Below are 25,056 nucleotides of genomic sequence, written 5' to 3' on the forward strand. Positions count from 1 at the left end.
CGGGGGTGGCGAACTTCTGCATGTCCTGCTCCTTGTCCAGTGGCGGGCTCCCTGTCGGCCCGCTGTTTCTGATGAAGGAAAAGCTACGTTGCGTTCGAGTTTCTGGCAACGAGTTCGTTGCGCAGAAACATGGAAGATGCAGGTCAGAGCCGAGAATTCATTGCAATGATCCTGAATGGAATGCAACAACGACCGCGTTGCTCATTGCAATGAACTGGGAGTGAACGCTATGCTGAAGCCGTCACGAAGCACGCACCGCCACATGCGCAGCACCACGGAGGAGACCGCGATGCCGGGAGGCCGACTCACCCAGCCCGAACGCCAGCAGATCGCACTCGGTCTGGCCGACGGCCTCGCCTACGCGGAGATCGCCCGGCGTCTCGACCGGCCGACCTCGACGATCACGCGCGAGGTGATGCGGAACGGCGGCCCCACCGCCTACCGCGCCGAGACCGCCCACCGCGCCACCGAGCGCCGCGCCCACCGCCGCAAGCAGCCCGCGCCCAAGGGGACGGAGGCGCTCCCGCAGGCCCACGGGCGCGATCCCGAGGCCATGCGCGCGTACGAGGAGACGTTCACGGCCGTCCTGGCGGGCTCGGGCATGCCGACGATGATGTCCCGGGTGATGGCCTGCCTCACCCTCACGGACGCGGGCAGCCTCACCGCGGCCGAACTCGTCGAGCGCCTCCAGGTCAGCCCGGCGTCCATCTCCAAGTCGATCGCCTTCCTGGAGAGCCAGGGCTTCGTCCGCCGGGAGCGCGACGACCGTCGCCGCGACCGCTACGTCGTCGACGACGACATCTGGTACCAGTCGATGATCGCCAGCGCCCGGTCCACCGCGCAGATCGTCGAGATCGCCCGTCAGGGCGTCGGCGTCCTCGGCCCCGAGACCCCCGCTGCCGTCCGCATGGAGAACGTCGCCCGCTTCCTCGACTTCGTCTCCGAGAGCATCTTGCGCGCCGCCGAGCAGGCCCGTGAGGTCCTCTTCGCGAAGCCGGAGACGGAATCCGCGAGGCCGGGGACGGAATCCGCGAGGCCGGAGACGCGGGAGGACGCCACCGGCGGGGGGCCGGAGGCGTCCTGAGGGTCCGAAGGGCCGTGCGGCCGGGTCAGCCGGTCGTTTCGACGGTGATGTGCGGGGCCAGGTCGCGGAGGAAGGCGGGCGCGTCGAAGACCGCGCCGGCGGAGGCGACGCCGACCGTCCTGGTCCGTCCCGTCAGCACGTGGTGCAACGCCTCCACGGCGAGCGGCGCGCTGACGGCGTAGATGTCACGGCCGGTCGCGACCGCGCGCCGCTCCTCGCCGCCCGAGCGGACGACGACGTCGACGAGGAAGGTCTGGGCGGACCGTCCGCGCGCGTCGACCGCGGCCGGTGCCGGGGAGTCCGGGTCCGCCAGTTCCCGGGCCGCCTCCACGGTCATGTAGGTACGCACCTCCGGGATGGCGAGGTGGCTGGGGACGGTGACGACGTCGGCCATGGTGAACTCCCCGATCACGGACCGGGGTCCCATCGGCTCGGGGAAGGTCCACTCCAGGGTCGGCGCGGTGTCCTCGCGGTACTGGATGCGTCCGTCGCCGAACACGACCCGTCGGCCGTCCCTGCGCTCGCGGGAGACCGTGCCCGCGGCGAGGGTTCCCGCGGTGGGGTGCCAGCCGCTCAGCCCGTAGGCGACGTGCGCCTCGTCGGCCGTCTCCCAGTCGCCCATCGCGGCGGTGACCAGCAGGTCTCCGAGGCCGCCGAAGAAGGCCATCGCGGGGACGACGACGGTCCCCGCGGCCTTCGCGCGGTCCGCGAAGTGCGCGAACGTGTCGAGGTTGGCCTCGATCTCCGCGGCGACGTCCACGTACGGGACCTTCGCCCGCAGCGCCGCCTCGATCAGCGGCGCCGCGGTCACGGCGAACGGCCCGGCGCAGTTGACCACGGCGTCCGCGCCGACCAGCGCCCGGTCGAGCGCGTCCGGATCGTCGACCGTCGCCGGCCGTACGCCGAGCCCCCCGTGCTCCGCCGCGAGGGCCTCCAGCCGGCCCGCGTCCCGCCCGGACAGGATCGGCGTGAACCCCCGGCCCAGCAGCTCCGCCACCACGAACCGTCCGGTGTGCCCGTACGCGCCGAACACCACTACCGCGTGCCCCGAAGTCATCGCTCTCTCCCGCCCTCGTTGGTTCAACTGTGAACCATCTTGTCGGTGGCGGCCTGCCCGTACGAGTACGAGGAGTGCCACGCGTCGCACACTTTCGGACACGCGCCCCGACCGCCGGGACTACCGCACCGGCTTCTCCGGGGACTCCCGCTCCTCGGCCCGCTCCGGCGTACGGAACGCCCCCTGAGGGCTCGCGACGAGCTCCACCTCGAAGCCGTCGGTGTTCTCCAGATAGGCCGCGTAGACGCCCTCGCCGCCCGCGTGCGGATGGCGGTCGGGGAACAGGAGTCGCCAGCCGTGCGCCGGGGCCTCGGCCGTCAGGGCGTCGACGGCGGCGCGGTCGCCGGCGTGGAAGGCGAGGTGGTTGAGGCCGGGGCGGAGGCGGTCGTGGTGGTCCGAAGTGCGGGCGGGGGACTGTTCGAGGACGAGGTAGCAGGAGCCGAGGGCCCAGCTGCGCCCGCCGTCCCAGCGCTGGAACGGCTCGTACCCCAGGGCGCCGAGGAGCCAGCCGAAGCTCGCCTCGGCGCCGTCCAGGTCGCCCACCCAGATCTCGACGTGGTGCAGCGCTCCGACTCGGCTCACGGTGCGCCCAACTGGGCTGGGATCGGCGCAGAGTGAAGGATCGTCAGGCCGGACACGGCACGGGTGAGGGCCACGTAGAGACGGCGCAGGCCGGTCCGTTCGTCCGGCTCGCCGTCGACGACGGCCGCGGGGTCGTCGAGCACCACGTAGTCGTACTCCAGGCCCTTCGCGAGGGAGGCGGGGACCAGGGTGAGACGGGATTCGGCGGTGGTCTCCTCGCCGGGGGAGAGGTGGGCGAGCCCGGCGGCGGTCAGCGCCTCCGCGAGGGGGGCGATGCGGGCGTCGGCGGCGATCAGACCGATGGAGCCCTCGTGGGCCAGGGACTCGACGCAGGCCGCGACGACGGCCGCGTCCAGGTCGTCCGTGGGGCGGACGGCCAGCGAACCCGGGTTCTCACGCACCGACTCCACCGCCGCGAGCCCCGGCGACATGTGCGGAAGGAGCCGCGAGGCGTACGCGATCACCTCGCGCGGCACGCGGAAACCGGCGGTCAGCTCCTCCACCACGGCCTCCGGCTTGCCCAGGTGCCCGAGCGCCTGCGCCCAGCTCTCCGTCGCCCAGGGGGTCGTGCCCTGCGCGAGGTCGCCCAGGACCGTCGCCGAGCCGGTCGTGCAGCGGCGGCCCACCGCCCGGTACTGCATCGGGGACAGGTCCTGCGCCTCGTCGAGGACCACGTGCCCGAGCGAGTGCGTCCGCTCGATCAGGTCCTTCGCCTCGTCGACGAGGACGGCGTCCGCCGCCGACCACTTCGCCGCCTTCACGCTGCGGGCCGGCTTCGCCCACAGCAGCAGCTTCTGCTCGTCCTCCGTGAGCAGCCCCTCGGCGTGCTCCGCCAGGAAGTCGGCGTCGCCGAGCAGTCGCAGCACCAGCTTCGCGGGCTCCACCAGGGGCCAGCACTCCTTCACGACGGCCTTCACCGCGGGGTTCCGCGCGACCGCGTTCTGCACGCGGTCGTCGGGCGCCTCGCCCGCCTCCTCCATCCGCACCAGGACCGCGTGCGCGATCCGCTGCGGCAGCGCCTCGCGGGCCGCCCCGTACCGGATGTCCCGGTCCAGCAACTCCCGGACCATCTCCTCCAGTTCGTACGCGGGCACCCGCCACCGGCGCGACCCGCGCACCACCATCAGGGGCTCCTTCGGCAGCGAGACGTGCGAACGGACCGCCCGCCGCAGCACCTCCGCCATCCGGGCGTCGCCCTTGACGACCGCCGTCGCCGCCTCGTCGGTGCCCCGCACCTCGACGTGCGCCACGAGGTCGTCCACGGTCGCCTGCTGGACCTCCAACTCGCCAAGCGCGGGAAGGACTTGCTCGATGTAGTGGAGGAAGGAACGGTTCGGCCCGATGACCAGGGTGCCGGTGCGGGCCAGCCGCTCCCGGTGCGCGTACAGCAGATAGGCGACACGGTGCAGGCCGACGGCCGTCTTTCCGGTCCCGGGGCCTCCCTGCACGCACACCGTCCCGGACAGGTCGGAGCGGACGATCCCGTCCTGCTCCGGCTGGATCGTCGCCACGATGTCCCGCATCGGACCCACGCGGGGCCGCTCGATCTCGGCCTGGAGCAGCCGGCTCGTCGTCGACCCCTCGGCGGAGCCGGAAAATGTCTCGGCCGCCGGGTCGGAGAGGTGCTCGTCCTCGTATGCGGTGAGGTCGCCGCCCGTGTACCCGAAGCGCCGCCGCAGGCCGACGTCCTGAGGGTCCTTCTTCGACGCCTGGTAGTACGGCTGCGACACCGGGGCACGCCAGTCGATGACCATCGGGTCGCCGTCGGCGTCGTGGACGTGCCGCCGCCCGATGTAGAAGCGCTGCCCCTCCTGCGTGGTGTGCAGGTAGTCGAGCCGCCCGAAGAACAGCGGGGTGTCGGCCAGGTCGGCCAGCGCCTTGATCCGGTCCTCGATCTGGCGCCCGAGCACGAGGGAGTTGACCCAGTTCGCCGTGACGTCCTTGATGTCGAGCGCCTCGACGTCCTCGCGCATCGCGCGGAGGGCGGAGCGGGACTCGGTCAGATGGGCGCGCTCACGCGCGAGCGGATCGAGCGGATCGGAAACGGGCACGATGAAGCCTCCGAGCAGGTGGATACACGGACACGACGAGGTGGCCGCCGGTTACCGGCCGGGCGGCGGCTCTCCACGGGGGAGGCGGGGAAGCTGGCGAGTGTAACTCCGGCGGGCCACGCGAGGCGAATCGCTTTCGCGCTCTCCGCCCGGCCGCCTACCCGTAGGGGTCGGGGTCCGTCGCGAGAGGGACCCCGGTTCCACCCCCAGGCCGATGTGTTCGGAATGTCCGGATTCCATGATGGAAGCATGACCGCGACGACCTTCACCCTCGTGACCACCGTCCCCCGACCCCGCACCCGCCCCCTCGCCACCGCGTTCCGCGCGATACGCGCCTTCGGCGGCGCGGCGGCCGGCGTCGTCCTCCTCGGCGACTACGGCCCGCCCGAGGCGGGCGTCAGGAACCCTCGCCCTGAGTACGCGCCCGGCCCCGACTGAGTACGGCGACGCCTGCCGCGGGCGGGCCGCCGCCTGATGTGATCACCTCATGACGACGACCACGCCCACGCCCACGACCGACGACTTCGTCCGCACCACCCGGAAGCTGCGCTTCACGGCCCTCGGCGGTTTCCTCGTCCTCGCCGCGCTCCTGGTCCTCACGGCGATGCTGGCCCTCGGCGACGCCGTCAGCGGCGACGGAGCGAGCGGCGCCTTCACCGACGCCGCCTTCTGGATGTTCCCCTTCGCCGCGGCGGCCGGCCTCGCCGCCCTCGTCACTCCCCGGAGCCTGATGCCGACCACCCCCCGCCGGGCCCTCGTCATCGCCCAGTACGCCCTCGGCGTCGCCGGAGTCTTCCTCCAGACCCTGGACTGACGAGCCCCTGGACTGACGAGACCCCGGACCGAGGAGACCCCGGACCGAGGGGCCCACCCGCCCCTACGGAGCCAGCAACTCGTCCGCGTCGACGATCCGGTACGCGTACCCCTGCTCGGCCAGGAACCGCTGCCGGTGCGCCGCGAAGTCCTGGTCGATCGTGTCGCGCGCGACCACCGAGTAGAAGTGCGCCTGGTGGCCGTCGGCCTTCGGCCGCAGCACCCGGCCCAGGCGCTGTGCCTCCTCCTGCCGGGACCCGAAGGTGCCCGAGACCTGGATGGCGACCGTCGCCTCCGGCAGGTCGATCGAGAAGTTCGCGACCTTCGAGACGACGAGCACGCTGATCTCGCCCGTACGGAACGCGTCGAAGAGCTTCTCGCGCTGCGCGTTCGACGTCTCGCCCTTGATGACCGGCGCGTTCAGGTGCTCGCCGAGCTCGTCGAGCTGGTCGATGTACTGGCCGATGACGAGGATCTGCTGCCCCTCGAACTTCTTGACCAGCGCCTCCGTGACCTTCCGCTTCGTCGCGGTCGTCGCGCAGAAGCGGTACTTCTCCTCCGCCTCGGCCGTCGCGTACGCCAGCCGCTCGGAGTCGGTCAGGTTCACCCGGACCTCGACGCAGTCGGCGGGCGCGATGTACCCCTGCGCCTCGATCTCCTTCCACGGCGCGTCGAACCGCTTGGGCCCGATCAGCGAGAACACGTCCGACTCGCGCCCGTCCTCGCGGACCAGGGTCGCGGTCAGGCCGAGCCGCCGCCGCGCCTGGAGGTCCGCCGTGAACTTGAAGACCGGCGCGGGCAGCAGGTGCACCTCGTCGTAGACGATCAGACCCCAGTCGCGGGAGTCGAACAGCTCCAGGTGCGGGTAGATGCCCTTCCGCTTGGTCGTGAGCACCTGGTACGTGGCGATGGTGACCGGCCGGATCTCCTTGCGCGTACCGCTGTACTCGCCGATCTCGTCCTCGGTCAGCGAGGTCCGCTTCACCAGTTCGTGCTTCCACTGCCGCGCCGAGACGGTGTTCGTCACCAGGATCAGCGTCGTCGCCTTGGCCTGTGCCATCGCGCCCGCGCCGACCAGCGTCTTCCCCGCACCACACGGCAGCACGACCACCCCGGAGCCGCCGTGCCAGAACCCGTCGACCGCCTGCTTCTGGTACGGCCGCAGGCTCCAGCCGTCCTCCGCCAGGTCGATCCGGTGCGCCTCCCCGTCGACGTACCCGGCGAGGTCCTCCGCCGGCCAGCCCAGCTTGAGCAGCGTCTGCTTGATCTGCCCGCGCTCCGACGGATGCACCGCCACGGTGTCCGCGTCGATCCGCTCACCGACCAGCGGCTGCACCTTCCTCGACCGGAGGATCTCCTCCAGGACGGGCCGGTCCGTGCTGGTCAGCACCAGCCCGTGCGTCGGATGCTTCGACAGCGTCAGCCGCCCGTACCGCGCCATCGTCTCCGCGATGTCCACCAGCAGCGCGTGCGGCACCGGATACCGCGAGTACTCGACGAGCGCGTCCACCACCTGCTCCGCGTCGTGCCCGGCGGCCCGCGCGTTCCACAACCCCAGCGGCGTCACCCGGTACGTATGGATGTGCTCCGGCGCCCGCTCCAGCTCCGCGAACGGCGCGATCGCCCGCCGACACGCCTCGGCGAGCTCATGATCGACCTCCAGCAGCAGAGTCTTGTCGCTCTGGACGATGAGTGGCCCATTCACGTGCGATCAGGTCCTTCCCGGGCCGCACCCACGACGGCCAATCCTCCAGTCTGCCCGATCCCCGCCGCTGTCGCCGGGGTGCGCCCGGACATCTCGACGCGCCGAGTGGACGCCGCCTGGCCGGCTGGGCCACGACATGAGTACCCGGCACATGTCGGATGAGTATGCGAGCGGGTGGACGGGGCCGTCCGGGGAGCGGTGGGGTGGAAGGCATGACACAGACCGCCGGGAGTGGGAAGCGGTCGGTGTCGCCGCCCGTCGCCGCATGCGTTTCCCGGTCCGACCCCGCAGCACACGACCCGAACTGGTGGGCGGGGGTGATGACGGGGACGCTTGGCGGGCCGTTGCTCGTGGTGCTGACCGGGAGCATGGTGGACCTGTTGGCGGCGCGGCCGGTGGTGATCGCCGCAAGTCTGCTGCTGCCGGTCGTGGTGGCGGCGCCCACCTGGTTCATCGCGCGGACGATGGGGCGACGGCGGGTGCGGAGGGTGACGGCGGGGTTGGCGTGTGCCGTGGGGATCGCCTATCCGGTGCTGGTGCGCGCGGCCGAGGCGCTGTCGCGCTGAACCGTGGTCAGACCTGGTCGTCGGCGAGCTCCGCCACGCCCGTGATGCGGTGCAGGGGGTAGGTGCGGACCTCGTCGGCGGTGTGGTCGTAGCCGGTGACGAAGCCGCCCTCGACGCGGACGGGGGCGATGACGCGCTGGCTGGCGGCGCCGTCCGCGTTGACGTAGCCGATCCAGACGGCGGAGCCGGTCATGGCGGCGGCCTGGACGGTGGCGAGGGTCTCGGCGGCGGAGGTGCGGGGGAGCCCGCCGGCGGCGGTGGCCGCCGCGGGCTCCTTGCGGACCGCCGTCGCGGCCCGGTCGCCCGCGCGGATGGCCTTCACGGCCGCGCCGAGGAGGGTGGTGTCGGGGGCGGGCGGCCCGTCGGGGACGGGGACCGGGGCCGTGCGGGCGGCCGTGCGGTAGGCGTCCGCGCGGGTGATGAGGACGTCGCCCTCGGCGGACTCCGCGGCCGGGGCGTACCCCATCGACCGCAGCCCGGCGAGCAGCGAGGCCGGGTCGGTCTGCGCGGCGAGGACGGTCGGCGCGAGACGGCGCAGGCCGAGGGCCGTGGAGCGCCGGTCGGCCAGGATCTCGCCGAGGACGGTGTCGTCGTCGCAGCGCAGGTACGCCGACGCGGCCCCGACCTTGAGGTGGCCGTGCCGCCGCGCCACGTCGTCGATCAGGTACGCGAGCGGCTGCGGCACCGGCGTGCGGGAGTGCGCGGTGAGGAAGGCGTGCAGGTCGGAGGCGGTCTGGCCGGAGTCGAGCGCCCGCCGTACGGAACCGGGCGTGAACCGGTAGACCGTGGCGCCACCCTTCGACTCCACGTCCGCCAGGACCGCGAGCGCGTCGGCGAGCGGGCGCCGCAGCGGGCCGGGCGCGACGGCCGTCAGGTCGGCCTGGAGCAGGACGTGGTCGACGGCCTCGGGGAGCAGCGGCGCGAGCAGGGTCGCCGCCCGCGCGGCGGCCACCTCCAGTTCGACGCCGCCGCCGTGGTCGGCCGGGGCCGCGGCCTCCGCGAGCGGCAGGTTGAGCAGCGCGCGGGCGGGCCCCGACAGGGCGCCGCGGCCGGTGAGCCCGAGCAGTTCGGCCTCGGCGAGCGTCCAGCGCGCGAGCCGCGACCTGAGGTCGGTGGGGGCCTGCGGGCCGGGGCGTGCGCCGTCCGCCGTGTCGTGTGCGGCGGGCGCGCCGGAGCCGCCGGGCGCGCCGACGCCGGGAGCGCCCGTCCCGCCGGTCGTCGGGCGTGGCGGGCCGGCCGGGGCCGTGCCCCGCAGCGGGCGTTCCCAGCGGAGCCGGGCGAACAGCGTCTCGGGTTCGGCGGCGGAGCCCGGCGGCAGCGTCGCGAGGAGTTCGAGGACCCGGTGCCGGACCTCGGGGGCGGCGGCCCGGTCGAGGTCGGGGCCGAGTGCGGCGAGGGTACGGCCCTTCGCGTCCTGGTCGCCGATCAGGCCGGGCGTGCGGGTCGCGGAGAGCCAGGGGGTGACGAGGCGGGCCCAGCGTTCGGCGGGCGGCAGGTCCAGCCAGTCGTCGTAGGCGGGCGTCGGCGCGTACCGCTCGTCGGCCGCGCCGTCCGAGGCGAGCAGCCCCGCCCCGTAGGCGAGCTCCAGCCAGAACGCGGCGGTCTCCTCCGTGACGTCCAGGGCCGCCGCGGTCCGCTTGAGGTCCCGTACGGCGAGCCCGCCCGCGCGCAGGACCTGCGGGCCGCCCTGGTCCCAGGACTTCAGCAGCTCCTCGACGGTCGCGAGCGCCGCGTGCGCCTGCCCGGCGGCGGCGCTGTCCACGACCTGTGGGCGGTACTCGCGCAGCACCGCCGGATCCGGCGCCAGCGGCTCCGGCGCCCGGTGCGCCCGCCCGCCCCGCAGGTGCAGCGCCACCTCGCGCGGCAGCACCATCGTCCGCGGCGACACCGGCAGCAGCAGGCCCCGGTCGCGCAGCCAGCGCACCGGCGGCGCCGGGTTCGCCGTCACCTCGCCGTACGGCGGACCCCACACCAGCCGGTCGAGGACGGTCAGCGCCTCCGGAGCCGCCGTGTCGAGCAGCTCGCCCATCCGGGTCCGGTCGGTGAACAGCTCCGTGAGGGCCGCCACCGCCGACACCGGGTCGTGCGTCGCCGTCAGCCCGGCCGCCGCGATGATCTCCTGCACCCGCCCCGGCGACATCCCCGCCGTCGCCTCCGCGACCGTCGGCCCGAGGCCCGTCGGCGACGGATGCTGCGCCGACGGCGCGAGCAGCTCCCGCGCCGTCCGCACGAGCCGCAGCCGGTCGTCCTCGCCCCACACCAGCGCCTGCTCGCGCAGCAGCGCCACCGCGCCCGGCAGCGCCGCCTCGATCACGGGATCGCCCTCGTCGCCGGTGAGCAGCGCCAGGAGTACGGGATACGGGGCCGGGTCCGGCGCCACCGCGAGCGCTTCGGCCGTCTGGAGGGCGAACCGGTCGAGCCGCTCCAGGGCCCGTACCACCGAACCCCGCGTGCCGGCCCGCGTCGCCAGCTGCGTCAGGTCGTTCGGAACCGGGTTCAGGAGGTCGGGCCGGGCACGCAGCAGCGCGATCAGCCCGTCGTCGCCCCGCGCCCGCAGCGCCTCCGCGAGCGTGCGCGGCGCGCCTACGGTGCCAGTTGCCTCAGGCACGTGCGCCTCCCGGTCGAGCTCACCGATCCCCATCCGCCCCACGTTAGCCCCAATCCGTACGCCTGAGCCCGCCGTGCAGGCGCTAACGTCGGCCCGTACCGGGCGAACCGGCCGTGGAGGGGGCACTGTGGGCATCGAGAGCGACCAGCTGGTCTACGACTATCTGAGCCGGGTCGGGGACCTGGCTCAGCAGCAGCACCTCCCCGCCGGCGACCGCATGCGCCTCGTCTCCGGCCTCCGCGACGAGATCGACCGCCGCCGCGCCACCCACGGCGAGGAGAGCCCCGCCGCCGTCCGCGGCATCCTCGGCTCCCTCGGCACCCCCGACGAGGTCGTCGGCCGCGCCGGCGCCCCCGGCCCGTCGTCCCCGGATCAGCCCCCGGTCCCGGAACCCCGCCCCGCCGACGACGCGGACACGGCGACCCGCCCGCGCCGCACCGGCGCCCCGCGGCCGCCCGCCGACCGCCCCACCGGCGACGTCCCGAACCCCAGGACCTCCGGCCGCACCGCCTCCGGCCGCACCGCCTCCGGCCCCGCGACCTCCGGCCGCACCGCCTCCGGCCGTACGGTCCCGGGTTCCACAGCCCCCGGCCGTACCGACGCCCCCGCCTCCGGTGCCACCGGACCCGGCGCGGCGAAGCCGGACTGGTGGCGGAAGCCGGACGACGACGACCCCGAACGGCCTCCGCTGTTCTCCGGCGGACTCGAGCGGCCCGACCTCTTCGCGCCGCCGGTCGAAGAGGACGACGAGGAGCGGACCGAGGAACCCCCTCCGGCGAAGCGCCGCCTCCTCGCGCGTGTCCTACGGCTCCGCAAGGACACCGCCCCCGCCGTCGACGAGGAGCCGGAGGCCGCGGCCGAGCCCGCCGCGCGGCCACGCCTCCGCATCGGCAGCCCCTTCGTCGTCCTCGCCGCGCTGCTCCTGCTCGGCGGCGCGGTCTTCGGCTCGCTCGTCGCGCTCGCCGCCGGCTGGCTCCTCGCGTACGCCTCCCGCCGCCTCACCCCCACAGAAGCCAAGACCGCCGTCCTCGTGATCCCCGGCCTCGCCGCCACCGCCGCGGCCGTCTGGCTCTGGGGCCGCGTCGGGGGGCGCTGGGGCGCGCCGGTGGCGCCCGGCGGCGAGGCTCTGGGCGCGGCGATCTCCGAGGCCTGGCCCTGGACCCTCAAAGCCGCCGCCGTCTCCTCCGCCCTCTTCCTCCTCTGGCGCTCCCGCCGCCCCTGACCGCCCACGCGCCTGGCCTGCGCCCCTGCGTTGTGGGCAATCGTTCCGCTGCGCGGTGCCCACCTCCGCGCCTGCGCCCCGCCCGTTGTGCGCCCGCGCGTTGTGGGCTGCGCCCGCGCCCCGCCCCCGCGTTGTGGGCATTCGTTCCGCTGGGGCGGTGCCCACCCTCCACGCCCCGCCCCCGCGTTGTGGGCATTCGTTCCGCTGGGGCGGAACGGGTGGGCACAACGGACGGCGCCCTTTGCCGGGCCCAGGCTTCCGCGCCTGAACCCGCACCCGGAGTGCGACGCCGTATCGGTGCGGGTCAGGGCGCAGGGGGCGGAGGCGCCGCCGAGGGCGCCGTCCCGTGTGCCCACCCGTCCCGCCCCAGCGGGACGATTGCCCACACGGGGGGCGGGCGGAGGCCCGCACGGGGGTGGGCGACAGGCGGGGGCCCGCACGGGGCGGGGGCGCAGGCCCACACGGGGGGTGCGATGGGCGCAGGCCCACACGGCGGCGAGCGGAGGCCCGCACGGCGGCGGGCGGCGGGCGCGGGCCCGCACGGCGGCGGGTGCGGCAGCCGGGGGCTTGGGTCAGTGGGGGGCGGGGGTGTCCGTGTGCCAGGGGGTTCCGGGGACGACGAGGGGGGAGCCGGTTACGGGGTCGGGGACGACGACGGAGTCGAGGCCGAAGACGTCGTGGACGAGGGCCGCGGTGACGATCTCGTCCGGCGGGCCTTCGGCGACGATCCGGCCGGCTTTCATGGCGACGAGGTGGTCGGCGTAGCGGGCGGCTTGGTTGAGGTCGTGGAGGACGAGGACGACGGTGCGGCCGCGGAGCCGGTTGAGGCGGCGGACGAGGTCGAGGACTTCGACCTGGTGGGAGATGTCGAGGTAGGTGGTGGGTTCGTCGAGGAGAAGGAGGTCGGTCTCCTGGGCGAGGGCCATGGCGATCCACACGCGCTGGCGCTGGCCGCCGGACAGCTCGTCGACGGACCGGTCGGCGAGCGCGGTCACGTCCGTGCGGGCCATGGCGTCCACGACGGCCCGCTCGTCCTCCTCGGACCACTGCTTCCACCAGGCCTGGTGGGGCTGCCGGCCGCGGGAGACGAGGTCGGCGACGGTGATCGCCTCGGGCGCGACCGGCGTCTGCGGCAGCAGTCCGATGGAGCGGGCGATCTGCTTGGTGGGGAGTTTCGCGAGCTCTTCGCCGTCGAGGAGGACCGCGCCGCCGGCGGGCTTGAGGAGCCGGCCGAGGGCCCGCAGGGTGGTCGACTTGCCGCAGGCGTTGGGGCCGACGATCACGGTCACCCGGCCGTCGGGGATCGCGAGGTCGAGCGTGTCGACGACGGTCCGGTCCTCGTAGGCGAGCGTCAGCCCGCGTGCGGTCAGCCTGCTGCTCACGTGTTGCCTCCTGCGGTGCGGCTCCGGACGATGAGCCAGATCAGATACGGGGCGCCGACGGCTGCCGTGAGGACGCCCACGGGCAGTTCGACGGGGGAGAACAGCCGCCGGCCGAGGAGGTCGGCGGCGACGACGACCACCGCGCCCGCGAGGGCGGAGCACAGCAGCGGGATCTGCGCCGTCCTCGTCATGCGGCGGGCGATCTGCGGGGCGAGCAGGGCGACGAAGTCGACCGGTCCGGCGACGCCGGTGGCGACCGACGCGAGGACGACGCCGACGGTGACGAGCCCGAGCCGGACCCGGCCGAGCCGTATGCCGAGCGCGGTCGCGGTGTCGTCGTCGAGGGACACGGTCCGCTGTGCGCGGGCCGCCCACAGCACGGCGGGCAGCATGAGGAGCAGCGTCCAGCGGATGGGCGCGGACTCGTCCCAGCCACGCCCGTTGAGGGAGCCCGTCATCCAGATCTGGGCCTGCTGGGCGACGAGGTAGTCGCCCTTCGTCATGAAGAGGGTGATCAGGGACCGCAGGGCGATCGCGATGCCGATGCCGATGAGTACGAACCGGGTCGCGTGGAGCCCGCCGCGCCAGGCGAAGGCGTACACGAGTGCGGCGGCGAGGATGCCGCCCGCGATGGACAGGTAGGGCAGGACGGCGTACGAGGTGAGGCCGAAGGTCATCGCGGCGACGGTGACGGCCCCCGCGCCCTGGCTGATGCCGATGATGTCGGGGCTGGCGAGCGGATTGCGGGCGACGGTCTGGACGAGCGCGCCCGCGATTCCGAAGGCGGCGCCGACGGCGAGGGCGACGACGAGCCGGGGCTCGCGCAGCTCCTCCACCACGAAGGCGGACGGCGACGCCTGCCCGAGGAGGATCCGTACGACTTCCGAGGGGGCGACGAACCGCTCGCCGACGCAGAGGTACGCCACCGAGGCCGCGGCCAGGAGCAGCAGCAGGGCCGCGGCGACGACGGCCGAGCGCCGGTGGACGAGGAACGAGCCCTTGCCGGCGCGCAGCAGCCCGTATCCGGCGGGACGGACACCGGACCGGGCGGCGGACCGGGCGGCGGGCCGTGCGTCGGGCTGTGCGTCGGGCAGGGTTTCCGAGGGGGCGGAGGCGGTCATGCCGGCACCGCCTTCCGGCGCACCAGGGTCACCAGGAACGGCACGCCGATGAGCGCGGTCATCACTCCGGCCGGGATCTCGCCCGGCGGGAACACCACGCGGCCGGCGACATCGGCCACGAGCAGCATCACGGGTCCGATGAGCGCGGCCATCGGCAGCACCCAGCGGTGGTCGGTGCCGACCACGGCCCGCGCGATGTGGGGTACGGCGAGGCCGACGAAGGCGACGGGCCCGGCGGCGGCCACGGCGGCGCCGGTCAGGACGGTCGCGCCGAGCCCGCCGACGATCCGGACGGTCGCGACCCGCTGTCCGAGTCCCTTGGCGACGTCCTCGCCGAGCGCGAGCGCGTCGAGGCCGCGTGCCACGGAGAGGACGAGGGCCGCGCCGAGCAGCAGGAAGGGCCAGATCTGGCCGACGATCTGGGCGTCGCGCCCGTCGAGCGAGCCGATCTGCCAGAACCGGAACTCGTCGAGCGCCGACGCCTTCGTGGTGAGGATGCCGGTGGTGACGGACAGCAGCAGCGCGTTGATCGCGGCGCCGCCGAGCGCCAGCTTCACGGGTGTCGCGCCGCCCCGCCCGCCGGACGCGATCGCGTAGACGGCGACGGAGGCGAGCGCGGCGCCCACGAACGCGAACCACACGTACCCGGAGAGCTCGTGCACGCCGAAGAAGGCGATCGCGAAGACGACGGCCACCGACGAGCCCTGGCTGATGCCGAGGATGCCGGGGTCGGCGATCGGGTTGCGCGTGATGCCCTGGAGGGCGGTCCCGGCGAGCGCGAGGGCCGCGCCGACCATCAGCCCGATGAGGGTGCGGGGCACCCGGAGCTGCCGTACGACCTCGGTGTCGGGACTCGTGCCGCCGTGCAGCAGGGCGTCGAGCACGGTCGACGGCGCGATGGCCCGGGCGCCCACGGCGAGGCTGAGGAGCACGGCGAGGAGCAGGGCGACGACGGCCGCCGAGGTCGCGAGGACCCGTCTGGAGGGGAAAGCGGCTGTCATACGGGGCCCATCGGGGGAGTGCGGGTTCGGTAAGGCTCGCCTCAGTGTAAGCAGCACATATATCCGGGCACCCCGGGCCGGAAGTCCTCCAGAATGGCCCCATGACGACCACGCCCCCGAAGCCGCTCACCGTCGGGTTCGACCTCGACCTGACCCTGCTCGACACCCGGCCCGGCATCAAGGCGACCTGGACCGCCTTCTCCGCCGAGACGGGCGTCCCGATCGACGCCGACCTCGTCGTCAGCCGGCTCGGCCCGCCCCTCGAACAGGAGATCGCGCACTGGTTCCCCGCGGACCGGGTCACCGAGATGACCGCCCGCTACCGGGCGCTCTACCCGGCGTACGCGATCGAGCCCACTTTCCCGATGCCGGGTGCCCGGGACGCCATCGAGGCCGTGCGCGAGGCGGGCGCCCGCACCATCGTCGTCACCGCCAAGAACGGCCCGCACGCCGAACTGCACTTCGAGCACCTCGGCATAGAGCCCGACGCGATCGTCGGCGGCCTGTGGGCCGAGGGCAAGGCGGAGGCCCTGCGCGCCCACGGCGCCCAGGTGTACGTCGGCGACCACGTCGGCGACGTCCGCGGCGCGAGGACCGCCGGCGCCGTCTCGGTGGCCGTGGCCACCGGCCCCTGCGCCCCCGAGGAGCTCCGGGAGGCGGGCGCGGACGTGGTCCTCACGGACCTGACGGACTTCCGTGCCTGGTGGGACGCCTACCGCGGCTGAGCGGCCGCGACGGAACCCTCACGGGCCTGCCGCCGCTGGGCCGCGATCGACCGCAGCACCCCGGCGGCGGCGACCAGGAAACCGACGCCCATCAGCATCGAGACGGTGTACGCCACCGTCGGGAACGGCTCGCTCCCGAGGAACAGCGGAGCCACCGTGACCAGCGTCGCTACCGCGCCGATGGCGAACAGCACGACACCGGCCTTCACGAGGCCGTCACCGGGGGCACTGTCGTTCACCGGCACGGCGGGGGTTTCACTACGCATCCGGCCAGGGTAGTTCCCAGGCCGGAGGAACACTCCGGCGACGTCGTGTCGGCGGTCCCCGGAGCACTAGCCTTGGCGTCGGCGGGTCGTGCGACCCGCCGTTTGCCATCCCCAGCGACGAGTACGAGGACGAGGACAGACGTGCCTACCGGCAAGGTCAAATGGTTCAACAGCGAGAAGGGCTTCGGCTTTCTCTCCCGGGACGACGGCGGCGACGTCTTCGTCCACTCGTCGGTGCTCCCTGCCGGAGTCGACGCACTGAAGCCGGGTCAGCGGGTGGAGTTCGGCGTGGTCGCCGGTCAGCGCGGCGACCAGGCGCTGTCCGTCGCCATCCTCGACCCCACCCCGTCGGTCGCCGCGGCCCAGCGCCGCAAGCCCGACGAACTGGCGTCGATCGTGCAGGACCTCACGACGCTCCTGGAGAACATCACGCCCGCGCTCGAGCGCGGCCGCTACCCCGAGAAGACCCAGGGCAAGAAGATCGCCGGCCTGCTCCGCGCGGTGGCGGACCAGCTCGACGTCTAGGTCCTACGGGAACGACAGCGCGTCCGGCGCGAGGGGCGGTACGAGCCCCTCGGCCGCGGCGCGGGTGAGCAACCCGCGGACCGCCGCGTAGCCGTGCTCGCCCAGGTCGGCCGTGAACTCGTTGACGTAGAGGCCGATGTGCTGGTCGGCGACCTTCGGGTCCATCTCCTGCGCGTGCTCCAGGACGTACGGACGGGAGGCCTCCGGGTCGTCCCAGGCCATCCGCACGGACGTACGGGCGGCCTCGGCGAGCCGCAGCAGGGTCTCCGCGCCCAGCGAGCGGCGGGCGACGATCGCGCCGAGCGGGATCGGCAGCCCGGTCGTCGACTCCCAGTGCTCGCCCATGTCGGCGAGGCAGTGCAGGCCGTAGTTCCGGTACGTGAAACGGGCCTCGTGGATGACGAGCCCCGCGTCGACCTTGCCGTCGCGCACCGCGGGCATGATCTCGTGGAACGGCATCACGACGACGTCCCCGACCCCGCCCGGCACGGACTCGGCCGCCCAGAGCCGGAACAGCAGGTACGCCGTCGAGCGCTCGCTCGGCACCGCGACCGTCTTCCCCGCGAGGTCCGCCCCCGCCCCGGCCTCCCGGGTGAGGACGAGCGGCCCGCAGCCGCGGCCGAGGGCGCCGCCGCAGGGCAGCAGCGCGTACTCGTCGAGGATCCACGGCAGCACGGCGTACGACACCTTCAGGACGTCGTGGTCGTCGGTGCCGCCCTCCGCCCAGCCGTTCGTGACGTCGATGTCGGCGAAGGTCACGTCGAGCCGGGGCGCGTCGGGCACCCGGCCGTGCGCCCAGGCGTCGAAGACGAACGTGTCGTTCGGGCAGGGCGAGTAGGCGATCTTCAGCTTGGTCACGACGGCTCCACGAGGTCGGTGCGGCTGAGCAGCGCGAAGGCGCGCCGGAGCGCGTCCAGGGCCTCCCCGATGCGCCAGGCGGCGCGGTCGCGCGGCCCGACGGCGTTCGACACGGCCCGGACCTCCACGACGGGCACGCCGTACGCGGCGGCGGCCTCGGCGACGCCGAAGCCCTCCATCGCCTCGGCGGCGGCCCCGGGGTGCCGCTCCGCGAGCGCGGCGGCGCGCCCGGCGGTGCCGGTGACGGTCGAGACGGTGAGGACGGGCCCCACGGTGTGCGCCAGGCCCCCGGCGGCCAGGGCGGCGGCGATGCGGCCGGTCAGCGCCTCCGCCACGGGATGCGAGGACCGCCCGAAGCCGAGCTCCTCGACGGTCAGGTAGCCGTCGGGCGTCTCGGCCCCGAGGTCCGCCGCGACGACGGCCCCGGAGACCACGACGGTCCCGAGCGGCGCCACGGGCGGGAAGCCGCCGGCGATCCCGGCGGAGACGACGAGGTCGTAGCCGCCGTCCGCGTCCTTGAGCGACGCGGACGCCAGGGCCGTACCGGTGGCGGCGGCGACGGCGGCGGGGCCGACCCCGCCGACCAGGACGTCGGCGCGGACGGAACCGCCGGTGTGACGGCGCAGCGCGAAGCCCCCCGGCAGCGGGAGGTGCTCAGGGCCGTCGAGACCGCTGACGCCGAGGCCGGCGGACACGGAGTCGGCCTCCGCCGCCACGGCCGTCACGATCAGGATCCGGTGGACCACCGGCGGATCAGGATTCCTTCTTCAGCTGGAAGTGCCAGATGCCGGTCAGCTTCTTGCCGGTGTTCTCGACGATGGTCACCTGGGTCTTGTCGGTGGCCTCGCCGGTCTGGGACGAGAAGAAGGCGCTGGCCGGAATGGTCCGGTACGTCTTCTTGTACGGCTCGGGCTCGGCCTGCTGGCCGCCGAGGAAGATGGTCCAGCCGTTGTCCGCGATCTCGGGGTCGACCCCGAAGCGGATCTTGTCGTCCATCGCCACGGTGATGGACTTCTCGGCCTTCTTGTTGAGGCACTGCTGGATCTGCGACTCCTTGATGGCGTCGCCGTTGTTGTAGCAGGCGGCCTCGGAGTGGATCGAGTCGGTCCCGACCGTCACGGTCGCGATCGGAGTCGGCTTGTCGCAGGCGGAGAGAACGAGGAGCCCGGCGGAGACGGCCCCGAGGGCGACGGCGGCCCGGCGGCGCGAGCCGGAGAAGAACGCAACGGTCATGAGCCGAAGGCTATCGGGCCGCCGCGCCCGCGCCACGCGGGGGTACGGCGTGCCGCCCCCCGGTACCCCTCCAGCCCCTCCACCCGGCCCTACGCCACCCGCGTCTTGGCGCGGCCCGTGGGGCCGGGGCGGCGGGCCGCGCCGAGGAGGCCGCGGACCGCGAGGGCCGCGCCCACGGCGAGGATCCCGGCCGCCACGGCCATTCCGAGGGTGCCGTTCAGGGGCAGGGCGATGCCGATCCCGCCGCCCACCACCCACGCCATCTGCAGGGCCGTCTCGGACCGCGCGAACGCCGAGGTCCGCACCACCTCCGGCACGTCCCGCTGGATCAACGCGTCCAGGGACAGCTTCGACAGGGCCTGGGTGAGGCCCGCGACCGCGGTGAGGACGGCGACCATCAGGCCGCCGAAGAAGATCGCCGCGCAGATCGCCGTACTCAGCACGATGCTGATCATGGTGGCGATGATCACTTCCGGTCCGTGGCCCCGGTCCCGGAGCAGCGAGCCCGCCGCCGTGCCGCACGCGTTCCCCACGCCCGCCGCGACGCCCACGATCCCCAGCGACACGGCCGCGCTCTGCCCCGACAGCGGATGCTCGCGCAGCAGGAACGCCAGGAAGAAGATCAGGAAACCCGACAGCATGCGCTGCGCCGCGTTCGCCTGCAGACCGTGCAGCACCGACGGGCCGACCGTCCGCAGACTCGGCTTCCGCTCGCCGTGCGTCAGCAGGTGCGCCCGCCCCTCGCCCTTCGCCGAGTCCACCTTCGGCGGCATCCGCAGCGCCCAGAACGCGCCGAGCAGGAACAGAGCGCACGCCCCGTACAGCGGCCAGCCCGGCCCGATCATCTGGAGCCCCGCGCCGATGGGCGCGGCGATCCCGGTGGCGAGCAGCCCCGCCAGGGTGACCCGCGAGTTCGCCTTCACCAGCGAGAAGTTCGGTGGCAGCAGCCGCGGCACCACCGCGCTGCGCACCACCCCGTACGCCTTCGACGCCACCAGGACCCCGAGCGCCGCCGGATAGAGCTCCAGGCCGCCCGTCGCCACCGCGCCCGACATCATGATCGCCAGGACCGCGCGGGTCAGCATCGCACCCGCCATCGCCGCGCGCCGGCCGTGCGGCAGGCGGTCCAGGAGCGGTCCGATCACCGGCGCGAGGAGCGTGAAGGGGGCCATCGTGACGGCCAGGTAGAGCGCGACACGGCCGCGGGCCTCGTCGGTGGGCACCGAGAAGAACACCGTGGACGCGAGCGCCACGGTGATCATGACGTCGCCGGCGCCGTTCACGGCGTGCAGCTCGATCAGCTTCCCGAGCCCCGACTCGCCCGCCCCGTGGGCGTGCGTGGCCCTCCGGATCCCCTTCGCCGTCCCCGTGAACGGAAGGTGCAGGGCACGCCCGATCGCCCGGCCCGCTCGGCGGAGCGGTCCGGCATGATCTTCGGATCGTGCGGAAGACCGTGCGGCTGCCACTCCGTCATAGTGCCCCACCCACAGCCGTGACGAACCGTGCCACGACGGCGAAGCCCCCACGGAACCACCGCGACCCGACCGCTTCCGGACCCGACGGCCGATTCCGTACGGGCCCGCCGGCCGTACGCGATCCCGCTCCGTACGGGGCCCGCCGGCCGTACGCGATCCGGTTCCGTACGGGGCCCGCCGGCCGTACGCGATCCGGTTCCGTACGGGCCTGCGGGCCGCCCGGGATCCGGTTCCGTACGGGCCGTGGGCCGTCCTGGAACCGGTTCCGTACGGGCCCGTGGGCCATCCTGGATCCGGTTCCGTGCGGGCTCTCCGCCCCGTCCCGGACGTCCGCGATCCGGGCCACTTGGGGCGGGCAGGTGGGCGGAGGCCCGCGAACGGGGTAGCGTGCGTAGCGCGTCACCGGCGGAAGCTCTCGGCCGCGCGCCTCTTCGGCATCCCGCAGAATGGATGACGATAGGTGTGCCCGAGACACGCGAGATCAAGTCGGGTGCGCGGACGTCGATGCGGCCCACAGGTCCGCTCCGCCCGCCGCCCGTGACTTCGCTCCCGCCCCTCGGCCGGCGCACCCGTGAGACGGCGTAGGAGAGAAGCGAGACCTGTGAGTGCTGCGACGACGCGAAGCGGTACCCCGCGTACCCCGCGAGCCACGCGTACCCCCGACCGCCTGTGCGTCGAGGCCGTAGACCTCGCGCGAGAGGCCGCCGAGGAGGCGGCCGCGCCCGGCATCGTGGGCGAGCACGTAGAGGTGGTCGCGGAGGGCGACCGCGTCGTCACGCACTACTTCGAGTCCAAGGAAGCCGGCTACCGGGGCTGGCGCTGGGCCGTGACGGTCACCCGCGCCTCCCGCGCCAAGAACGTCACCCTTGACGAAACCGTCCTGCTTCCCGGCTCCGACGCCCTCCTCGCGCCCGAGTGGGTGCCGTGGAGCGAGCGGCTCCGGCCCGGCGACATGGGCCCCGGCGACCTCCTCCCCACCGAGCAGGACGACCTGCGCCTGGAGCCCGGCTACTCCGGCGAGGACGCCCCGCCGCCGAACTCCGTCGTCTCGGAGGAGCTGGCGGACCACCTCGACGCCGAGGACGCCGAGATCGTCACCCGCACCCCCTCGCGGGGCGCGATCGCCGCGGTCGCCGACGAGCTCGGCATGCGCCGCGCCCGGGTCCTGTCCCGCTACGGCCTCCACACGGCCGCCGACCGCTGGGACGAGGCCTTCGGCGCCAAGACGCCCATGGCCCAGGCGGCCCCCGCCTCCTGCGAGTCCTGCGCCTTCCTCGTGCCGCTGGCCGGCTCCCTGAAGCAGGCCTTCGGCATCTGCGCCAACGAGTTCGCCCCGGCGGACGGCCGCGTCGTCTCCCTCGCCTACGGCTGCGGAGGCCACTCGGAAGCGGCGATCATGCCGAAGCCGCCGCGCCCCGCGCCCCCGGTCCTCGACTCCATGGCCGCCGACGCCTTCCCCCTCCGCCCCGCCAAGGACTCCGGCTCCACCACCGAACCGGACGCCGCCTCCGAGGACCTCGGCCACTCCTAGGGCCTGTCTGAAAATTCCCGTCGGGTCCGGCCGGGTCCGCGCGTTGATCCGCCGGACAGACCCTGGACCGTCCCTTCCGGATCTTGCCGGGCGGCGCGGGTCGGGCAGGATCCGGAAGAGACGGCCCAGGGGTCCCGCCTCGCGGTGCCCGGCGCACACGAGCGACGGCCCCGGTCAACACGGCTCTCACGGGTTCCCCGGGATGTGCTTCCGCGCGCCCCGGGGCCCGGACGTGCCCCGGCGTTCGGGGCAGGGCGGAGCGCGATACCTTCGGGCCCCGGACCTTCGGGTCCGGCACCACCGCCCGCAGAACCGCCCCGCAGAGTGGAGTCAGACGTGAGCGTCAGCGTCCGGACGACGACCGACGGAACCGATCCCTTCGGCACCGCACGGCTGCGGCGGGGCGTGCTCGACGCCTGGGGCGCCTCACCCGCCCGGTTCCGCGAGGACGCGAACGCCGAAGAGGACCTCGCGCTCGGCGGCTACCGCGACCGGCTCGTCGTGGAACTGGCGCAGAACGCCGCCGACGCCGCCCACCGCGCTGGCGTCACCGGCCGCCTCCGCCTCACCCTGCACCCGGCCGACCACGAGGGCCCCGCCGTCCTCGCCGCCGCCAACACCGGCGCCCCGCTGGACGCGACGGGCGCCGAATCGCTGTCGACGCTCCGCGCCTCCGCCAAGCGCGAGCAAGGCCCCGGCGCCGTCGGCCGCTTCGGCGTCGGCTTCGCCGCCGTCCTCGCCGTGAGCGACGAGCCCGCCGTCCTCGGCCGCCACGGCGGCGTCCGCTGGTCCCTCGCCGAGGCCCGCGAACTGGCCGCCGAAACCGCCCGGTACAGCCCGGGCCTCGGCGACGAACTGCGCCGCCGCGACGGCCACGTACCCCTCCTGCGGCTCCCGCTGCCCGCCGAGGGCACCGCCCCCGACGGCTACGACACCGTCGTCGTCCTGCCCCTGCGGGACACCGCCGCCCAGGACCTCGCCGAACGCCTCCTCGGCTCCGTCGACGACGCCCTGCTCCTCACGCTCCCCGGCCTCGCAGAGATCGTCGTCGAGACGGCCGACGGCGTGCGGACCCTCCGCCGCTCCGAGGACGAGGGCTACGTCCGCATCGACGACACCGCCACCGGCACCCACCGCTGGCGGACCGTCACCCACGGCGGCCCGACCGACGCCGAACTCCTCAAGGACCGCCCCGTCGAGGAACGCCTCCGCCCCCACTGGTCCGTCACCTGGGCCGTACCCGTGGACGGCGAAGGAGCCCCCCGCTACCCCCGCACGACCCCCGTCGTGCACTCCGCGAGGCGATCCTGGACCGGCTGCCCCGGGTCGCGTTCCTCGCCCCCGCCGTCCCGTCCGAGGACCTGCCCGCGCTCCGCCCCATCGAGGCCGAGGTCGCGGAGGGCGCGGGCGCCGACACCGTCGCCGTCCTCGCCGAGGTCTTCCCGACGCTCCTCCCGGCCGGCCTCGAACGCCGCCCCGAACTCCGCACCCTGGGCATCGGCCGCGTCCCCCTCACCGAGGCCATCGACCGCCTCGCCGGCGTCGACCGGGCCCCGAGCTGGTGGTGGCGCCTCTACGACTCCCTCGCCGGCGTCGACCCGGACCGTCTCACCGGCCTCCCCGTACCGCTCGCCGAGACCGCCGAAGGCGCCCGCGTCCGCACCACGATCGGCCCCCGCCAGGTCCTCCTCCCGCAGGACCGCACCCCCGCCGAACTCACCCGCCTCGGTCTCAAGGTCGCCCACCCCGAGGCCGCCCACCCGCTCCTGGAGAAGCTCGGCGCCCTGCCCGCCACGCCCCGCGCCGTCCTCACGACCCCACAGGTACGGGCGGCGGTCGCCGCCTCCCTCGACGTCGGCGAGATCTGGGACGAGGACGCCGACACCCTCGACGCGGAGGAACTCGCCGACACCGTCCTCGCCCTCGTCCGGGACGCGGAACTCGAACCGGGCGACGAGCCCTGGCTCGGCGCCCTCGCCCTCCCCGACGAGGACGGCGAACTCTCCCCGGCCGGCGAACTCGTCCTCCCCGCCTCGCCCTTCGCCGCCGTCATGCGCCCCGACGAACTCGCCTACGTCGACACCGAACTGGCCGCCCGCTGGGGCGAACGCCCGCTCGCCGCGTGCGGCGTCCTCGCCACCTTCGCCCTCGTCCGCGCCACCGACGTCGTCCTCGACCCCGACGAGGTCGAACCCCGCGAAAGCGACTACCCGGAGCCCGACGACGCCGGTCTCCTCGACGCCGTCGACGTGTGGTGCGAGGACGTCCTCGACCGGCTGCCCCCCACCCACGTGCCGCCGGTCGCCACCGAGATCGTCGCCGTACGGGACCTCGACCTCGTCGACGACGACTGCTGGCCCCAGGCGCTCGCGCTCCTCGCGCAGCCGCCCCTGCGCGACGCCCTCACCCAGCCCGTACGCGTCCTCCTCCCGGACGGCACCACCGAGACCGTCCGCCCGTACACCGCCTGGTGGCTCCGCGACCACCCCGTCCTCGACGGCCGCCGCCCCGCCGGCCTCCGCGCCGAAGGCTCCGACCCGCTGCTCGCCGGGCTCTACGACTCCGCCGACGCGACCGGCTTCGACGACGAACAGGTCCTCCGCGCCCTCGGCGTCCGCACCTCCGTCGCCGCCCTCCTCGACGAACCCGGCGGCGCGGCGGAACTCCTCACCCGCCTCGCGGACCCCGCCCGCGAGGTCACGGCCGTCCAACTCCACGCCCTCTACACGGCCCTCGCCGACCTCGACCCCGAGCAGGTCACCCTCCCCGACGAGCTCCGCGCCGTCGTCGACGGCACCCTCGTCGTCGTCGACGCGTCCGAAGCGCTCGTCGCCGACGCCCCCGACCTCCTCCCCCTCACGGCCGGCACGCCCCTCCTGCCCGTCGCCCCCTCCCGCGCCGCCGACCTCGCCGACCTCTTCCAGGTCCGCCGCCTCAGCGAAGCCGTCGAGGCCGAAGTCACCACCGTCGGCGAGGAACACGACGTCCCCCCGTCCGTCCACGCCCTCCTCGGCCCCGCCACCCCCGCCTCCTACATCGAGCACGACGAACTCCGCGCCGCCGGCACCGAACTCGACTGGCGCCACACCCCCGACGGCGTCCTCCACGCCTCCACCCTCGAAGGCGTCGCCGCCGGCCTCGCCTGGGCCGCCGGCCAATGGCCCCGCCGCTTCGAAGTGGCCGCCCTCCTCGAAGACCCCTCCCGCACCACGGAACTGGCCAGGGACCGCTGGTTCGACTGACCGTTGCCG

22 protein-coding genes and 1 pseudogene are annotated in these 25,056 nt (G+C 74.3%); 10 read left to right on the forward strand and 13 right to left on the reverse strand.

All coding sequences use genetic code 11. The annotated features are described in order from the left end of the window. Both OO54_RS46920 and OO54_RS37025 read left to right on the forward strand, forming a co-directional pair. Positions 1-224 (forward strand): hypothetical protein (locus tag OO54_RS46920; RefSeq protein ID WP_209440912.1); only part of this gene is annotated, 224 nt, incomplete at its 5' end. 65 nt (positions 225-289) lie between these two features. Further along, positions 290-1,084: a helix-turn-helix domain-containing protein gene (locus OO54_RS37025; protein WP_033211448.1), complete on the forward strand. Its 795-nt coding sequence runs from the start codon at positions 290-292 to the stop codon at positions 1,082-1,084. Positions 1,085-1,109: 25 nt separating this feature from the next. On the opposite strand, the gene OO54_RS37030 is transcribed toward OO54_RS37025, so the two are convergent. From OO54_RS37030 to OO54_RS37040, 3 genes are all read right to left on the reverse strand, one after another. After that, complete coding sequence (locus OO54_RS37030) at positions 1,110-2,141, reverse strand: saccharopine dehydrogenase family protein (RefSeq protein WP_033211376.1); 1,032 nt, start codon at positions 2,139-2,141, stop codon at positions 1,110-1,112. A 120-nt stretch (positions 2,142-2,261) separates the two neighbouring features. Then, positions 2,262-2,723 (reverse strand): VOC family protein, encoded by a 462-nt coding sequence (locus tag OO54_RS37035; protein WP_051787697.1) that lies wholly within the window; start codon positions 2,721-2,723, stop codon positions 2,262-2,264. Then, positions 2,720-4,774: a HelD family protein gene (locus OO54_RS37040; RefSeq protein ID WP_033211377.1), complete on the reverse strand. Its 2,055-nt coding sequence runs from the start codon at positions 4,772-4,774 to the stop codon at positions 2,720-2,722. Before OO54_RS37040 ends, OO54_RS37035 begins: the two co-directional genes overlap by 4 nt. Positions 4,775-5,023: 249 nt before the next feature. On the opposite strand from OO54_RS37040, the gene OO54_RS37045 reads away from it, so the two are divergent. Together OO54_RS37045 and OO54_RS37050 are read left to right on the forward strand one after the other, a co-directional pair. Further along, the gene (locus OO54_RS37045; protein ID WP_017239332.1) at positions 5,024-5,212 is read left to right on the forward strand and encodes a hypothetical protein; all 189 of its coding nucleotides are present in this window, start codon (positions 5,024-5,026) and stop codon (positions 5,210-5,212) included. Between the two features lie 49 nt (positions 5,213-5,261). Beyond that, positions 5,262-5,588 carry a hypothetical protein gene (locus OO54_RS37050; RefSeq protein WP_033211378.1) on the forward strand — a complete coding sequence of 109 codons (327 nt, stop codon included), beginning with the start codon at positions 5,262-5,264 and terminating at the stop codon, positions 5,586-5,588. 63 nt (positions 5,589-5,651) lie between these two features. Here OO54_RS37050 and OO54_RS37055 read toward each other — a convergent pair whose 3' ends face one another. Next, positions 5,652-7,292: a DNA repair helicase XPB gene (locus OO54_RS37055; protein WP_017239334.1), complete on the reverse strand. Its 1,641-nt coding sequence runs from the start codon at positions 7,290-7,292 to the stop codon at positions 5,652-5,654. A gap of 212 nt (positions 7,293-7,504) precedes the next feature. Between OO54_RS37055 and OO54_RS37060 the strand changes: the two genes are divergently transcribed. Beyond that, a complete protein-coding gene (locus OO54_RS37060; protein ID WP_157856585.1) occupies positions 7,505-7,858 on the forward strand; it encodes a hypothetical protein in 354 nt (117 codons plus the stop codon). Between the two features lie 7 nt (positions 7,859-7,865). Here OO54_RS37060 and OO54_RS37065 read toward each other — a convergent pair whose 3' ends face one another. Then, positions 7,866-10,499 carry a helicase C-terminal domain-containing protein gene (locus OO54_RS37065; protein WP_051787700.1) on the reverse strand — a complete coding sequence of 878 codons (2,634 nt, stop codon included), beginning with the start codon at positions 10,497-10,499 and terminating at the stop codon, positions 7,866-7,868. Between the two features lie 94 nt (positions 10,500-10,593). On the opposite strand from OO54_RS37065, the gene OO54_RS37070 reads away from it, so the two are divergent. Beyond that, complete coding sequence (locus OO54_RS37070) at positions 10,594-11,688, forward strand: hypothetical protein (protein WP_033211380.1); 1,095 nt, start codon at positions 10,594-10,596, stop codon at positions 11,686-11,688. A gap of 572 nt (positions 11,689-12,260) precedes the next feature. Here OO54_RS37070 and OO54_RS37075 read toward each other — a convergent pair. Genes OO54_RS37075 through OO54_RS37085 form a run of 3 tightly spaced genes read right to left on the reverse strand, consistent with a single transcriptional unit; the run spans position 12,261 to position 15,192 of the window. Then, positions 12,261-13,070, reverse strand: coding sequence for an ABC transporter ATP-binding protein (locus tag OO54_RS37075; RefSeq protein ID WP_033211381.1), 810 nt, complete (start codon positions 13,068-13,070; stop codon positions 12,261-12,263). Further along, positions 13,067-14,191, reverse strand: coding sequence for a FecCD family ABC transporter permease (locus OO54_RS37080; RefSeq protein ID WP_234439327.1), 1,125 nt, complete (start codon positions 14,189-14,191; stop codon positions 13,067-13,069). Before OO54_RS37080 ends, OO54_RS37075 begins: the two co-directional genes overlap by 4 nt. Further along, positions 14,188-15,192, reverse strand: a complete 1,005-nt coding sequence (locus OO54_RS37085) for a FecCD family ABC transporter permease (RefSeq protein WP_033211382.1) — start codon at positions 15,190-15,192, stop codon at positions 14,188-14,190. The genes OO54_RS37080 and OO54_RS37085 overlap by 4 nt, the downstream gene beginning before the upstream one ends. Before the next feature lie 101 nt (positions 15,193-15,293). Here OO54_RS37085 and OO54_RS37090 point away from each other — a divergent pair, with 101 nt between their 5' ends. Beyond that, entirely contained in the window at positions 15,294-15,917 is a 624-nt protein-coding gene (locus OO54_RS37090) for an HAD family hydrolase (RefSeq protein ID WP_033211383.1), read from the forward strand. Here the strand turns inward: OO54_RS37090 and OO54_RS37095 are convergent. Next, a complete protein-coding gene (locus OO54_RS37095; protein WP_017239343.1) occupies positions 15,905-16,183 on the reverse strand; it encodes a hypothetical protein in 279 nt (92 codons plus the stop codon). The two genes, OO54_RS37090 and OO54_RS37095, sit on opposite strands and share 13 nt — an antisense overlap. Positions 16,184-16,324: 141 nt before the next feature. On the opposite strand from OO54_RS37095, the gene OO54_RS48445 reads away from it, so the two are divergent. After that, entirely contained in the window at positions 16,325-16,708 is a 384-nt protein-coding gene (locus tag OO54_RS48445; RefSeq protein WP_033211384.1) for a cold-shock protein, read from the forward strand. 3 nt (positions 16,709-16,711) lie between these two features. On the opposite strand, the gene OO54_RS37105 is transcribed toward OO54_RS48445, so the two are convergent. The 4 genes from OO54_RS37105 to OO54_RS37120 all read right to left on the reverse strand — a co-directional run bounded on the left by OO54_RS37105 (position 16,712) and on the right by OO54_RS37120 (position 20,265). Then, positions 16,712-17,566, reverse strand: coding sequence for a 1,4-dihydroxy-6-naphtoate synthase (locus OO54_RS37105; protein ID WP_033211385.1), 855 nt, complete (start codon positions 17,564-17,566; stop codon positions 16,712-16,714). After that, positions 17,563-18,312 (reverse strand): futalosine hydrolase, encoded by a 750-nt coding sequence (locus OO54_RS37110; protein WP_033211386.1) that lies wholly within the window; start codon positions 18,310-18,312, stop codon positions 17,563-17,565. The genes OO54_RS37105 and OO54_RS37110 overlap by 4 nt, the downstream gene beginning before the upstream one ends. Before the next feature lie 7 nt (positions 18,313-18,319). Continuing rightward, entirely contained in the window at positions 18,320-18,799 is a 480-nt protein-coding gene (locus OO54_RS37115) for a hypothetical protein (protein ID WP_026058241.1), read from the reverse strand. Between the two features lie 89 nt (positions 18,800-18,888). Beyond that, entirely contained in the window at positions 18,889-20,265 is a 1,377-nt protein-coding gene (locus OO54_RS37120; RefSeq protein WP_033211387.1) for an MFS transporter, read from the reverse strand. 610 nt (positions 20,266-20,875) lie between these two features. Between OO54_RS37120 and OO54_RS37125 the strand changes: the two genes are divergently transcribed. Together OO54_RS37125 and OO54_RS42000 are read left to right on the forward strand one after the other, a co-directional pair. Further along, complete coding sequence (locus OO54_RS37125; protein ID WP_078905551.1) at positions 20,876-21,805, forward strand: DUF3027 domain-containing protein; 930 nt, start codon at positions 20,876-20,878, stop codon at positions 21,803-21,805. A 336-nt stretch (positions 21,806-22,141) separates the two neighbouring features. Continuing rightward, a pseudogene (locus tag OO54_RS42000) lies at positions 22,142-25,047 on the forward strand (sacsin N-terminal ATP-binding-like domain-containing protein). Positions 25,048-25,056 lie beyond the last annotated feature (9 nt).

It is taken from the genome of Streptomyces wedmorensis (genome assembly GCF_000716445.1).
GTDB lineage: Bacteria > Actinomycetota > Actinomycetes > Streptomycetales > Streptomycetaceae > Streptomyces > Streptomyces wedmorensis.